This window comes from Acinetobacter sp. FL (assembly GCF_040744925.1).
GTDB lineage: Bacteria > Pseudomonadota > Gammaproteobacteria > Pseudomonadales > Moraxellaceae > Acinetobacter > Acinetobacter radioresistens.
The window spans coordinates 816,845-830,101 of the sequence record NZ_CP160437.1 but is presented as its reverse complement, the minus strand read 5'-3'; the positions used below and the strand labels follow the sequence as shown (position 1 = coordinate 830,101).

The 13,257-nt window shown below is 38.6% G+C and carries 10 protein-coding genes and 1 pseudogene; 4 read left to right on the top strand and 7 right to left on the bottom strand.

Annotated features, from left to right (window positions below):
- The first annotated feature begins 82 nt into the window (after positions 1 to 82).
- The gene (locus ABZP31_RS03800; RefSeq protein ID WP_367156898.1) at positions 83 to 418 is read left to right on the top strand and encodes a hypothetical protein; all 336 of its coding nucleotides are present in this window, start codon (positions 83 to 85) and stop codon (positions 416 to 418) included.
- 278 nt (positions 419 to 696) lie between these two features.
- On the opposite strand, the gene ABZP31_RS03795 is transcribed toward ABZP31_RS03800, so the two are convergent.
- Together ABZP31_RS03795 and ABZP31_RS03790 are read right to left on the bottom strand one after the other, a co-directional pair.
- The gene (locus tag ABZP31_RS03795) at positions 697 to 1,944 is read right to left on the bottom strand and encodes a hypothetical protein (RefSeq protein ID WP_367156897.1); all 1,248 of its coding nucleotides are present in this window, start codon (positions 1,942 to 1,944) and stop codon (positions 697 to 699) included.
- Between the two features lie 131 nt (positions 1,945 to 2,075).
- Positions 2,076 to 2,216, bottom strand: a pseudogene (locus ABZP31_RS03790) (transcription elongation factor GreB); the annotation flags it as partial.
- A gap of 359 nt (positions 2,217 to 2,575) precedes the next feature.
- On the opposite strand from ABZP31_RS03790, the gene ABZP31_RS03785 reads away from it, so the two are divergent.
- Positions 2,576 to 3,685, top strand: a complete 1,110-nt coding sequence (locus ABZP31_RS03785) for a transglycosylase SLT domain-containing protein (protein WP_248135082.1) — start codon at positions 2,576 to 2,578, stop codon at positions 3,683 to 3,685.
- Between the two features lie 102 nt (positions 3,686 to 3,787).
- Here the strand turns inward: ABZP31_RS03785 and ABZP31_RS03780 are convergent, their stop codons facing one another.
- Both ABZP31_RS03780 and ttcA read right to left on the bottom strand, forming a co-directional pair.
- Positions 3,788 to 4,174, bottom strand: a complete 387-nt coding sequence (locus ABZP31_RS03780) for an SCP2 sterol-binding domain-containing protein (RefSeq protein ID WP_005015601.1) — start codon at positions 4,172 to 4,174, stop codon at positions 3,788 to 3,790.
- Between the two features lie 204 nt (positions 4,175 to 4,378).
- Positions 4,379 to 5,281 (bottom strand): tRNA 2-thiocytidine(32) synthetase TtcA, encoded by a 903-nt coding sequence (gene ttcA, locus ABZP31_RS03775; protein WP_248135080.1) that lies wholly within the window; start codon positions 5,279 to 5,281, stop codon positions 4,379 to 4,381.
- A gap of 497 nt (positions 5,282 to 5,778) precedes the next feature.
- Here ttcA and ABZP31_RS03770 point away from each other — a divergent pair, with 497 nt between their 5' ends.
- The gene (locus ABZP31_RS03770; RefSeq protein ID WP_248135078.1) at positions 5,779 to 6,630 is read left to right on the top strand and encodes a lytic transglycosylase domain-containing protein; all 852 of its coding nucleotides are present in this window, start codon (positions 5,779 to 5,781) and stop codon (positions 6,628 to 6,630) included.
- Positions 6,631 to 6,761: 131 nt separating this feature from the next.
- Complete coding sequence (htpX, locus tag ABZP31_RS03765) at positions 6,762 to 7,667, top strand: protease HtpX (RefSeq protein WP_005015604.1); 906 nt, start codon at positions 6,762 to 6,764, stop codon at positions 7,665 to 7,667.
- Positions 7,668 to 7,756: 89 nt separating this feature from the next.
- Here the strand turns inward: htpX and ABZP31_RS03760 are convergent, their stop codons facing one another.
- From ABZP31_RS03760 to ABZP31_RS03750, 3 genes are all read right to left on the bottom strand, one after another.
- On the bottom strand, positions 7,757 to 8,332 hold the full coding sequence (locus ABZP31_RS03760; protein WP_005015606.1) for a DUF4112 domain-containing protein: 576 nt from the start codon (positions 8,330 to 8,332) through the stop codon (positions 7,757 to 7,759).
- Between the two features lie 70 nt (positions 8,333 to 8,402).
- Entirely contained in the window at positions 8,403 to 9,743 is a 1,341-nt protein-coding gene (mgtE, locus tag ABZP31_RS03755) for a magnesium transporter (RefSeq protein ID WP_248135076.1), read from the bottom strand.
- Between the two features lie 207 nt (positions 9,744 to 9,950).
- Complete coding sequence (locus tag ABZP31_RS03750) at positions 9,951 to 13,049, bottom strand: multidrug efflux RND transporter permease subunit (protein ID WP_248135074.1); 3,099 nt, start codon at positions 13,047 to 13,049, stop codon at positions 9,951 to 9,953.
- Positions 13,050 to 13,257 lie beyond the last annotated feature (208 nt).

The window sequence follows — 13,257 nt, the reverse complement described above, 5'->3', positions numbered from 1 at the left end:
ATAAACTATTCACTTCATACTGGACAGTATAATGCGCACAAAATGAGGACTATAAACCTTTTAAATACATTCAGTGGCGTATATGAACGAAATTAAACATTCTCTTAAAGAACAATTTCTTCTATTAGTAGAAAATAATGCACTTATTACTTGGTATAAACCAAAAGAACTTTGGGAAAGGTTTGAACATACTAGTCAAATACAAAAATATCGAATTTACTCTTTTATTAATCAATTAGAAAAGTATGACTATATTAAAAGAAGTTATGATGAAACAGGTACCTTTTATTACTCAGAAACAGATAAACCAACTGATTTCAGAGTTAATTACTGTCAAGAAAAAGCTATCAAAGTTTTAAATGAAAAATTAAGACTTTTAGAACTAGATATAATAAAAAAGACCAGGAAATACAGTTAATCAGAGAACTTATTCAACAATTACCTGAAATAAATTTTTGCCTAAAAAACCATATAAAAAACAATCAAGATACTATTAAAAAAATCAAAAACAAGAAGGTAATTATTTATAAAATTCTTAAAAATATTAATGAATGCATTTACTAACCTCCAAACTAAATATTCGTATTTTAATAAATACATTAAATTTAAAAAAATAATTCAAATAAATATTAAAAATCTAAAAAAATAGATTTAAATAACATTTAAGAATCAGCTACCAGTAAAAATTTTATAAAACTAAAAATTAATATTCTTTTTTTCTAAAATAATTTTCAAAATTTCATTAGGAGTAAACTTACTCCACCTTTGAAAACTCTCAATGATATAGGTATTAATAAAAACCTCTATTTCCGAATCAACCCAATCATATGAAAGACTTTTTGAATATAACTCTACGTTATCATTCTTATCCAACTTATCAATTCTTGCTGATATTTCATACCTAAAAACATAGTTCTTTTTAAAATCAAATTTAGTATCTAACAGCTTTTCCATTTTGTATAACTGTGAAGTTGCATTTTTAGCACAATAATTTAAAATATTAAATATAACTTCTAAATTATACTTCCCTATCATTCTAGAAATTTCATAATCAAATGCATTATCTTTCTTCCATGGAATGGAGTTTTTTTCACAGATTAAATCTACCAACCTATAAATATCAAAAAACCTTTGATTTAAAATAAATTCTTCAATTTCTTTAACATCATTAATTGTTATATTGGCATTAATAATATTTGAGTAAATTTCAATCAACCAACTGTCAATATCATTATATTTTTCAGGTATAATAATCTCGCAATGATAATCAAAATTCAAATTTAAGTAGTTTTTTATTTTATTTTTCAATTCATCATCAAATTCTTTTTGATTCCCCATAATTAATGAGTGCAATTCAGCTTGTTTTAAATTACAAGAATGACAGCCTTTTATTTCTTTTATATATCCTTTTTCTATGATTTTTATTGCTAAAAATTGATTACCACTATAATTTAATGCATATAAAGAATTCCAATTTTTGAGAGGGCTATTTTTATAATTTTCAACTAAAAGGTATAAATAAATTTTCTCCAAATAACTCAATTCCAAAACTTCTAAATTTTCATTATTTAATCTACATTCGTGTTCTTGAATGTCGACAATCAATTTTTTAACTTTCTTAAGATTTCTATTTTTTTTACAATCATAGCAAATTATATCTTCTCTTAATATTTTCAATTTTAAATTTTTAAAATTTGCTCTATTAGAAAAAACAAAATCAGCATAACAATTATTACAATCTTTTAATTTCTTTATAAGAAGTGAGCCTGCGTCCGCTACTCTTTCAGAAAGATCATCATAGCCTTCCAAATTAAATTTATTAATTAAAAATTTAGCTGTAAAAACAAAATCAAATTTTATTTCATCTACAAATTTCCAGTAATCCAACAAAAGTTCAGTATTACCATCTTGTTGTTCTATAACTTCTAAAATTTTTGTTTTCATTTTTCCCTTTAACTTATATTTGATATGTTCTTCAAAATAGTACATACATATAGTATATATACTATTTTAAATATCTATTAAAATTAATTAATTAACGTTAGATAGTATAAAAAATAGGGTTATTTTTTTTAATCGGCATTTTCACTACGATCGCCCAGACTGGCAGCCCAGTTAACTTTCTTGGTTATTTCCGGACGTTCTTCGTGCCAGAGCTGTTGTAATTCAGCCACCAACCGGTCATGGCCGGCTCGAGTAATTAAGTTAGATTTCATTATGAATATTCAGTTTAAATACGTATTCAATTTATATAATTATCTATTATGCCATACAGTTTTAACATATTGCTATAATCTTAATTTAAAATATATTAATATCAATTACTTATATAAATATCGCTCATCTATTTTTGATCAAAATTTGACATAATAAAATTTGCACTTTATTATCCGTTCACTTTTTAGTATTTATATTCTTTTTATCTATGTAGTTAAACTACACAGTTTTATTTCATTCCTGTCATTTTAAATGACTTCATGACTGCCCATCCTCTTATTGAATTTATCAACTTATAAAAGTTGCAGACCCATTTTTGTCTGCCTTTTAGGGCATAAGTTACTTTAGCGGAGACACCATGCACAGTAGTTCAACTTCTGGGTCAAGGCTTAGCCTTAACTCTTTATTTTCTACTCTCCCTGTTCGATTACTTGTATTAAGCACAGCTCTTGTACCTTGGCACAATATTAATGCAAGTAAAGCTTCACAATATAATTCCGTTGTGAATACTAATACGTTAACTGTGGTCACGGTGGAAAGCCCGACGACCTTATTTAAAGATGGCAAGATTATGTATGGCTTCGGCTATGATCTTGTCCGTAATTATGCTCAAAACCTGAATGTCAGGCTCGAACTAAAGACAGTTGCGGACAACGCAACAGCTTTAAAATGGGTCGCTCAAGGCAAAGCCAATATGGCAATGACTACGGCTGACTTTAATACTATTGAAAAGCATCAGCTGACGTCTTTCTCTGCAAGCTGTGGAGATACAACCAGTCTGGTTAAAAATGGTTTAAACCCAGCATTGAACTGGGTATTCAAACAGGCCGAAGAACCGCTAGCTGCTACTGCAAGTGGCTATATCTGCCAAGGTAAACAAAATGGGGCGATTCGTCAGTTGGCTTCTTTTTACAACCGTAATGTAGTACAGCCTGATGCCTGGAAAACCATTCAGCGTGATTTGTCAAAACGTATGCCGATTTATAAAGCGAGTTTTCAGCAAAGTGCTGAACGTTATGACCTGGACTGGCACCTGCTGGCTGCAATTGGCTATCAGGAATCTTATCTAAAGCCCAATTCAGTTTCACCTACAGGCGTACGTGGCCTGATGATGCTCACCAGTAGTACAGCCAAAGCCATGGGAGTACAGAACCGTACAGATCCCCATCAGAGTATTCAAGGCGGGGCCAAGTACTATGATTTAATGCTCGACAAGTTTTCTGACGTTCCTTATCCGGACCGTAACTGGTACGCCTTGGTAGCTTATAATATGGGTCCTGGTGCTGTTGGCCAGATTCAAAAACGTATTCAAACCCAAGGTCGTAATCCAAATAACTGGGTAAATCTTTATGATTATCTGGAACGCCATCAGACCAGCAATGGTCGTTATCGTCAGGCTGTGCAGTATGTTACCCGTATTCGAGCCTATCTTGAACATATCAAGAAGTCCGATCTGGTCACAATTTAGACAAAAGCGTTATATGTAATATAGAATGTAGTACAAACAATTTAATTTATAAAAAAAGCTTACCTTCACGGTAAGCTTTTTTTGCTCTTAAGCTTCTTTTTTTCAAGAAGTTTGTGCAAGGATATTCTTAAACAGGTCTTTCTGCTCTTGGCTTGGCTTTACAGTCTGTAATGCCATCAATTGTGACATATCGCCCTGCACCTTGATTTTGCCTGTCATAAATGCTTGCATCGCAGCTGCCATATCGAATTCAAGGAAGACTTTACGCAGGGTTTCGCCATCCATATTCAAAGTAGTTTTAGCATTTGAAGACAGACCTTTCTGGATTTTTCCACCATCTAATGAAAGTTCAGTCGTATTATTGTCTGCATTTACAACTACAAGATTAATTGCCAGATTAGCCAAGGCTGGTGGCAGGTTCAAATCACCTGCTTCAGCAGTTAATTTATCAACAGTTGCAAACCAATCATCAGTGAGTAACGCAGGCATAATTTTTCCTCAAGTATATTTTTCAATTTATAGAGCTGCCTTTCCAGACAGCATATTCATGAAGCTGTGAGCTTTTATTTTGTTATAGCATGTAATGAGGCAATTAGAACAATTTTTTTGTACTGATCATTCAGTTTTTGATGTTTTTATGTATTACTGATTTAAATAGGCACCTTAACTGGGCAAGATGCCTAATATTTGGTTTTATTCAGCAGCAAAACTCAAATTAACTACATCCAGACGATTAGTTTTTTCCGGTTCTTTGAAGTCATACTCATGTTGCGAATCAAGTATCTCAAAATCGAACAGTTCACGGTCAGCCAGCTGAGATGGTGATACGTTCTGTAAAGCGCCGAAAATACTGTGCAGACGTTTCGGATGGGCTTTATCCCAATCACGCAACATATCATTAATGATTGCGCGCTGCAGATTTTCCTGAGACCCACAGAGATTACATGGAATAATTGGGAACTGGCGCAGCTCCGCATATTTTATAATGTCTTTCTCTTCCACATAAGCCAGTGGACGAATCAGAATATTCTTTTTGTCAGATGACAGCAGTTTTGGTGGCATGGCTTTTAGACTGCCACCATGAAACAGGTTCAAAAAGAAAGTTGCCAGAATGTCATCACGGTGATGTCCAAGAGCAACTTTGGTTGCGCCGATTTCCTGGGCAAAACCGTATAGGGATCCACGGCGTAAACGCGAGCACACAGCACAGTATGTTTTACCTTTCGGTGTCAAGCGTTTGGTAATGGTATAGGTGTCTTTTTCCAGAATGTAATATGGAATATTGTTTTCTTCCATATAACGCGGCAAGACATCCTCCGGAAAGCCAGGCTGCTTCTGGTCTAGGTTGACAGCAACTACATCAAAGTTAATTGGTGCAATACGCTTGAACTGTAGCAAAATGTCCAGCAAGGTATAACTGTCTTTACCACCCGATACGCACACCATTACCTTGTCGCCATCTTCAATCATCTTGAAGTCACGAATAGCATGGCCAACTTGGCGACGCAGCTTTTTAAGCAGACGATAATAGGCTGAACTGGTTGGCAGTTCTGGCTTGAAATTAAATCCCTGGTTGGACTCAACTGGCGAGTACATAGAACAGAATTACCCATAAAAGAAATACCGCGCGATTTTAGCCGATCTCCCTCCGATTCGCATCACCGAATTACAATTAATGTGGAACACCACTGGTCAGAAAAAAAATAAGCCCTTGTATAAAAAATAGACGCTTGCGTTCAAAATTGTATCAAAATGCTTATATTTTAGACTTTTCCACAGTTTTCCACAAAACCTGTGGATAAAATTGTGGATTTCTCTAGGCTTGACAGGGGGTGTAATCGGCCTATTAAGGGTTTTATTTAAATTGATTATTTTTTGATCAATTGATATTTATTAATAATTACAATTACTTATATATGTCAAGCTATACTTTTTAAAAATTTTTTTTTATTTATTTGATTATTTTCGAAACAAATGGTCTTGCTTTTTTTTCAATTTTTTTTGTCAAAGAAACTCAAGTTTTTGGTTTCCATTGTAGAGTTTTTTGTTAAACTCGGACTGAATTTTGAGCTCCAAGTTGCTTACAGATTACTATGAAAACTTACTTTGATATTTCACGCTTGGGTATTTGGGGATGTGCCGTACTTGTACTGGCTTCAAGCTATAGTAGTGCAGGTCAAATGTATGTCTATAAAGACCAAAGTGGCAGCACCCTCCTGACTAACCGTAAAATGAATGACAGTTCATTAAAGAAAGTTAAAGTTACTTATTATCCCGAGAGTAATATTCACAGTTATAGTAACTGGGGAAAGTCAGAAGCGGCGGTGTTGCCAAGCTATAGCAAAAATCGTGATGCTTTTGATCATATAATCAAACAGGCGGCTCAGCAGCATGGTGTCAGTGAAGGTCTGATTAAAGCAGTTATGCACACTGAATCAGGCTTTAATGTAAATGCCCGCTCTCCTGTAGGTGCACAGGGCTTGATGCAATTGATGCCTGCAACAGCACGGCGCTTTAATGTCTCAAATGCATATGATCCTTATCAGAATATTCTAGGAGGAGCCAAATATTTAAGCTGGCTCCTGAAACGCTTTAAAGGCAACACGCATCTTGCTCTTGCAGCCTATAATGCAGGAGAAGGTAATGTTGCTAAATACGGTGGTATTCCCCCATTCCGTGAAACCCAAGATTATGTTCGTCGGGTCACCAGTCGTTATAGCAACCTTTACTCAGGCGGAGCTCTAAACCTTACTGCCAGTAATAATCCGGAAAACGGGTTGCTGGTTCAGGAAACAGTGAATTCTGCTGCAAATACTCAAGCTGCAGGCCGGAGCTATGCGCCCCGGCAAATTATTACGCTGGCAGATGGCTCCTATACAGATGCACCAGGCACTTATGTCAGCTCTAACGCTACAGCCTCAGCACGTATTCATATTTCTAACTGATCTTTTGATTCATTTTTTCTATATATATTTTTCAAGTTTTTCTTGAATTTTAACGAGCATCACCGCATATTAGTTTTACGATTTATATTTCAAAATCGATTTATTTTTTCTATCAAAAGAGGATTATCTCAATGATGCGGATTGGTTTGTTCTTGCTAACCAACCTCGCGGTACTGGTAGTAGCTGGCATTATTTTGTCGCTCTTCGGAGTCGGAAGTTATCATGGTGCGGGTGGCCTTAATCTGGGCAACCTTTTAGTCATCTGTTTTGTATTTGGTATGGTGGGTTCTCTCATCTCCCTCTTTATGTCCAAATGGATGGCTAAAAAGGCGACCGGTACACAAATTATTGACCCTAATGCTCCTCAAAATCAGGCAGAAGCCTGGTTATTGCAGACCGTTGCTGAATTATCACAGCGTTCTGGCATTCAAATGCCAGAAGTGGGCATTTTTCCGTCTTATCAGTCTAATGCATTCGCAACAGGCTGGAACAAAAATGATGCACTGGTCTCGGTCTCTACCGGTTTGCTTGAACGTATGAATAAGGATGAACTGCGTGCAGTACTGGCGCATGAAATCGGCCACGTCGCTAATGGCGATATGGTTACACTTGCCCTGATTCAAGGGGTAGTGAATGCTTTTGTCATGTTCTTTGCCCGTGTAGTAGGCGACTTCATTGACCGTAACGTATTTGGCCGTGAAGATGGTGAAGCACCTGGGCTGGCTTACTTTGCAATTACGATTGTACTGGACATTGTATTTGGTATTCTTGCCTCTGCAATTGTCATGTGGTTCTCACGTTACCGTGAATATCGGGCCGATGAAGCGGGTGCACAGCTTGCCGGAAAACAGGCTATGATTTCTGCCCTGTTACGTCTACAGGCAGAGTCTGACATGCCAGATCAGATGCCTAAAGAAATGAAAGCCTTTGCAATCTCTTCTGGTAAAGAAGGTGGTTTTAGTCTGGCTGCTCTGTTTATGACACACCCGACTATTGAAGACCGGGTAGCTGCTTTACAGCGTCTCAACTGTCCATAAGTTTTTCTGTCGATTCATCCAGATTCAAAAAAGCCTCCTGCGTGGAGGCTTTTTTACATTTAACCTTTTAAGCTAATGCAGTGTATATTTTAAAAATACTGCTGTGCCAGCCTGATAGCAAACCACAAACCGGCTGCAAATAGAATCAGGAACAGAACTCCGACCAAGTCAGGTATATGTAGCCATAACCAGGCCACCACTGGCTGGCGCCAGAAAGTAGAATGTTGCTGTTTACGTTCTAACTTCTCATGCAGATAGGGATGCCTTAAATGAATATCTGTAGTCATCTGATATTCTGTGCGGATATGTTCATGCACAATATCAAGTGCCTTGCGGCTCGGCCGGATAAATATATCAAATACCGTACCGATTACAGGCACAAAACCGACTACTGCATCCAGGGCAGCCATTTTAATAACTGGCCGCAATTTATGGGAAGGCACGCCAATCTGGCGCCCCTTGTAAACTGCATAACAAGTCAGGGCAAAGCCTGCCAGATCTCCTGCAATTGGTACCGTGCTCAAGGCTGCATCCGCACCGATTCCCTGCTTGGTAAAAGGAATACGAACTAAAGAGTCCATGATATTGGCAAACTTGGCCAGATCACGCTCCAGACGGATCACTTCTTGCTGAGTAAGTTTTTTTTGTTTTTCAAGCCCGGGCATTACCAATTCCAGTCATTAGAGAGTTATCAGCATAAAACAGATTAGAACGCGGGATGTATTAATCTGTGTACTAAAACAATAGTTTGGATGCTACAAATAAGTAGATAATCACGCCTGTAGCATCACAGATTGAGGTAACTAAAGGTGCTGAAGCACTGGCAGGGTCCAGTTTCAACTTATTTAAAATAAAAGGCAAGCTCATACCCGTCAGACAACCCATGAGTACGATCCCTACCATGCTAATTGCCAGTACAATCGCGACCATGAAATCACCGCGAATATAACCTAGCATGGATACGGCACAAGCCATCGTTACGCCTAAACAAAGTGCCACCACAGTTTCACGGCCGAGCAAGCTGAACCAGTCTTTAAACTGTACATCTCCGGTCGCCAAGGCACGCACCATGAGAGTAGCAGACTGCGATCCGGCATTTCCCCCACTGCCCACCAGTAAAGGGAGAAAGAAAACCAGTACAATGTGAGTTGAAATAATCTCTTCAAAATGTGCAATTCCAATTCCTGACAGTAAACTGCCAAAGACCAGAATAACCAGCCAAAATACCCTTTTTTGGTATAAGGTTATGATGGGAGCAGTTTTCAGGCTGAGCTCAGCTAACGGACTGACTGCACCGGATTTTAAAATATCTTCGGTAGTTTCTGCCTCTACAATATCCATTACATCATCATAAGTGATAATGCCCAGCATTCTTTCCTGCTCATCCACTACAGGTAGAGCGATTAAATCATAGTAAGCCAGAGTTTTAGCAACGACTTCCTGATCATCATGGGTATAGACATAAATCACATCCCTTTCCATTACCTCTGCAATTGTAGCTTCGGGCCTGGCCTGAATAATCTGGCGTAGAGAGATGACACCTATCAGCTGATTCTGCTCATTTACAATATAAACCAGATAAAGGGTTTCCCGTGTTGCGGCGATTATACGCAGCGCCTGGATGGCTTCATCCATGCATAAGTCTTGGTGTAAGGTAACAAAGCTGGAACTCATCATCGCACCAGCTGTACCTTCAGGATAAAGCGCCAGTTTTTTTAAGGTATTTTGAGACTCCTCGGACAGCAGTGTTATAAGCTGTTGTTGTAATTCTGGTGACAGTTTTTTATAAATATCGACAAAGTCATCAGAATACATATTATCAAGAATAGGGATGAGATCAGGAACAGGTATAAATTCAGCCAAAACAGCTTGCTGGCTGAGCGGCAAATATGCAAACACCTCACTTGGCTCATCCAGTTTCTGCAGGATCTTGACCTGTTCTGCAGGGGTCAATCCTTTTAATACACTAGCCTGATCAGCAATATTTAATTCATTTAAAAGGCCAATAGCCGTATTGAACTTTTCAGAACGGAGCTGTTGGCGAACATATTGTATTTTCTCTGCAATCTGCGGCATGCCTGTCTCATGATAATTTATTGATTAAATAAAAATTTATTTTTGATCAGGGGGATTAAACTACTTCTATCATGCTCTGGAGAGTTTTCACTATAATTTTGCAATACGCCTACATTTATCGAATAAAGTCATAAACTGAGGGCGGTCTTTAAAGTAAAAAAACCTGATCTCGTCAGGTTTATTTAAAGACAAATCAAGATAAATCAACTAACCAAGGTGCTGTTTTCTTGTCATCAGATTCCGGACCAAAACATACATGAATGGAATGAATATCACTACCAAGACTGTTCCAAACATAACTCCACCTAGAACACTCGTACCAATTTCCTGACGGCTGGCAGCTCCTGCACCAGCGGCAAACACTAGCGGCACTACACCGGCACCAAAAGCCAGAGAAGTCATCAAGATCGGCCTCAAGCGCAAGCTGGCGCCTTCCAGAGCTGCTGCTACTGCATCTTTGCCACGTTGCTGGGCCAGTGCAGCGAATTCAACAATAAGAATGGCATTTTTGCATGACAGACCAATTGTTGTCAGCAATGCGATCTGAAAATAAATATCATTAGGAAAGCCAGCTAGATAACTGAACAGGATATTCCCACCAATACCAAGTGGTATTGCTGCCATAACCGCTGTCGGTATGCTCCAGCTTTCATAAAGGGCAGCGAGGCACAGAAAAATAAAGCCAATCGACACCAGATATAACCAGATTGCCTGATTACTGGACTGCTGTTCTTGAAAAGATAAACCGCTCCAGGCTAAGTCAATGTCAGGAAATTGATCAATCAGGGCCTGGACATCCTGCATCGCTTCACCGGTACTAAAACCAGATCCTGCATCTGCTTCCATTTGTAATGCAGTATAGCCCATGAAACGGTTAACTACTTCTGGCCCGCCAGTCCATTCAAAACTGGCAAATGTAGAAAATGGAACCATTTGACCAAGATCATTACGGACAGACCAGAAATATAAATCTTCAGGTTGTGCCCGATAAGCCGCATCACCTTGCATAATGACCCGCTTGACCCGTCCCCGGTCAATAAAATCATTAATATAACTACCACCCCAAGCAGCCGCCAGAGTACTGTTAATTGCAGGCTGACTTAAGCCTGCTGCCATTGCCTGTTTCTGGTTAATATTGACCTTTAACTCAGCCTTGTCCGGATTAGCTTTTTTGTCCAGATTTTGAAAACTGTCATATTGATTAGTTTTGGTCTGTAATGACTTAAACTGCTGTTCTAGATAAGTCCGGCCTTGGCCGTTAATATCGCGAATCCAGAATTCCAGTCCATCTGTCTGCCCGAGACCACGAACAGCTCCCGGCATATTGACCATGATTCTGGCATCAGGATTATTACTGAAATACTTTGTAGCACGCTCACGAATTGCCTGCGCAGAATTTTCCTGCCCCGGACGATCATCCCAGTGCTTGAGCGCAATGAAACCCTGTCCAAGATTTTGACCTGTACCAGAAAAGTTACGGCCATAGCGGATAAGTACCAGTTCAACATTCTCTTGTTCTTCACTCAGGAAATAACGCTGAATCTCTTCTCCTACTTGCTGGCTTTTAGCCATTGGAGCGCCATTTTGCAAGCTAAACTGGATATTAAGCGTGCCCTGATCTTCACTTGGAATAAAACTGCTAGGTAGTGCACGATAAAATAGCGCAAATACAGCAATCAAGGCTATAAATACCACTGAATAAATCATTTTGTGCTGCATGGAACTCTGGATCACTTTGAGATAATACTGTCTAAGTCGCTCCAGTTTTTTATTGAACCCATTGGCCCAGCGAGCATGTTGCTGCTTGGGTTTTAAAATCAATGCACATAAAGCAGGAGTCAAAATCAAGGCGACTAGCAATGACAATACCATTGCTGCCACCAAGGTAATTGAAAACTGCCGGTAGATTACACCAGTTGAGCCACTAAAAAATGCCATCGGAATAAAGACAGCAGTGAGAACCAGCGTAATACCCACTAGCGCACCGCTAATTTCCTGCATTGACTCTAAGGCAGCCTGTTTTGGGCTGAATTGCCTCTCTTCGATCAACCGCTCGACATTTTCAACCACAACAATCGCGTCATCCACCAGCAGGCCAATCGCCAGTACCAGAGCAAATAGGGTTAATGTATTTACACTTAGGCCTAATACGTACAGTATGGCAAAGGTTCCTAAAATTACTACAGGTACAGTAATGGTAGGAATTAAGGTTGCACGCCAGCTTTGTAAAAACAGGAACATCACCAAAATTACAAGAATCACTGCTTCAATCAGAGTTTTAACTACCTCTTTAATTGACTCTTGAACAAAAGGTGTATTATCACGTGGATAGACAATTTTATAACCGGCTGGTAGCTTCTCGGTAAGACGGTCTATGGTCTGTTTAATTAAGGCGGAAGTCTGCAAAGCATTTGCGCCCGTAGCCAGTGAAATACCCAGACCTGCTGATGGATAACCATTAATGGTATTAAATGACTGGTAGTTCTCTGCCCCAAGTTCAATTCGGGCAATATCTTTTAAATATACAAAACCGGCATTAGCAGAAGATTTAATAATAATATTTTCAAACTCTTCAACCGTTTTTAAACGTGAACCCGAACTGACTTTAGCATTCAAATACTGTTCACTGGCTGTAGGCAAGTCTCCAATACCCCCTGCTGCCACCTGAGTATTTTGTGCTTCTACAGCTGCACGAATATCACTTGGCATTAAATTATATTGTTTTAAACGGTCTGGATTCAGCCAGATCCGCATTGCATATTGCGAGCCAAAAACATCGACTTCACCAACTCCTTCAATCCTGGAAATCTCCTGTTCCAGATGGGTCATCATATAATCAGATAATTCGATATTATTACTTTTGCCAGTCTGGTCATAAAGGCCTATGACCATATGCGTATCGCCTAGCGATTTCCATACATTAACACCTTGCCGCTGTACATCCTCCGGCAGACGGCTGATTACGCCATTAATACTATTTTGTACCTGAACTTGGGCCGTATCTGGGTCTGTACCATTCTCAAAACTAATACTGATCCGGCTACGTCCCGATGAATCACTGCTGGAGCTAAAATATAAAAGATGATCAATGCCTTTAATTTGCTGTTCAAGCAGCTGCGTTACACTCTCTTCTACGGTTTCTGCAGAAGCACCATTATATGTAGCCGCTACTGTAATCTGCGGTGGAGCAATATCCGGATAGCGTTCTACAGGCAGGTTTATGACAGAGAAAATACCAAATGCCATTACAATAATGGCGAGTACTCCTGCAAAAATGGGACGTTCAATGAAATATTTCGACAACATAGATGTTCAGGCCACCTGCTCGGCTAGAGTGAACGAAAAAAGAATATGGCGGACCACAGTCTGGCAGATTAAAGTTATAACATTGAACAGGTATGACGAAAATTCATTATTCTCACGCATTTACATAAATTTATATAATCTATTAAATGAGGAGAGAATATGAAGAAAAGTGGTTTAAATACTATTACTATAGAGGTAATTGAAGTTA

What these genes read in the sequence shown, in the direction of transcription:
- ABZP31_RS03750 (WP_248135074.1), bottom strand. Translation starts at nt 13,049, where the DNA reads ATGTTGTCGAAATATTTCATTGAACGTCCCATTTTTGCAGGAGTACTC.
- ABZP31_RS03795 (WP_367156897.1), bottom strand. Translation starts at nt 1,944, where the DNA reads ATGAAAACAAAAATTTTAGAAGTTATAGAACAACAAGATGGTAATACT.
- htpX (WP_005015604.1), top strand. Translation starts at nt 6,762, where the DNA reads ATGATGCGGATTGGTTTGTTCTTGCTAACCAACCTCGCGGTACTGGTA.
- ABZP31_RS03770 (WP_248135078.1), top strand. Translation starts at nt 5,779, where the DNA reads ATGAAAACTTACTTTGATATTTCACGCTTGGGTATTTGGGGATGTGCC.
- ttcA (WP_248135080.1), bottom strand. Translation starts at nt 5,281, where the DNA reads ATGTACTCGCCAGTTGAGTCCAACCAGGGATTTAATTTCAAGCCAGAA.
- mgtE (WP_248135076.1), bottom strand. Translation starts at nt 9,743, where the DNA reads ATGCCGCAGATTGCAGAGAAAATACAATATGTTCGCCAACAGCTCCGT.
- ABZP31_RS03785 (WP_248135082.1), top strand. Translation starts at nt 2,576, where the DNA reads ATGCACAGTAGTTCAACTTCTGGGTCAAGGCTTAGCCTTAACTCTTTA.
- ABZP31_RS03780 (WP_005015601.1), bottom strand. Translation starts at nt 4,174, where the DNA reads ATGCCTGCGTTACTCACTGATGATTGGTTTGCAACTGTTGATAAATTA.
- ABZP31_RS03760 (WP_005015606.1), bottom strand. Translation starts at nt 8,332, where the DNA reads ATGCCCGGGCTTGAAAAACAAAAAAAACTTACTCAGCAAGAAGTGATC.
- ABZP31_RS03800 (WP_367156898.1), top strand. Translation starts at nt 83, where the DNA reads ATGAACGAAATTAAACATTCTCTTAAAGAACAATTTCTTCTATTAGTA.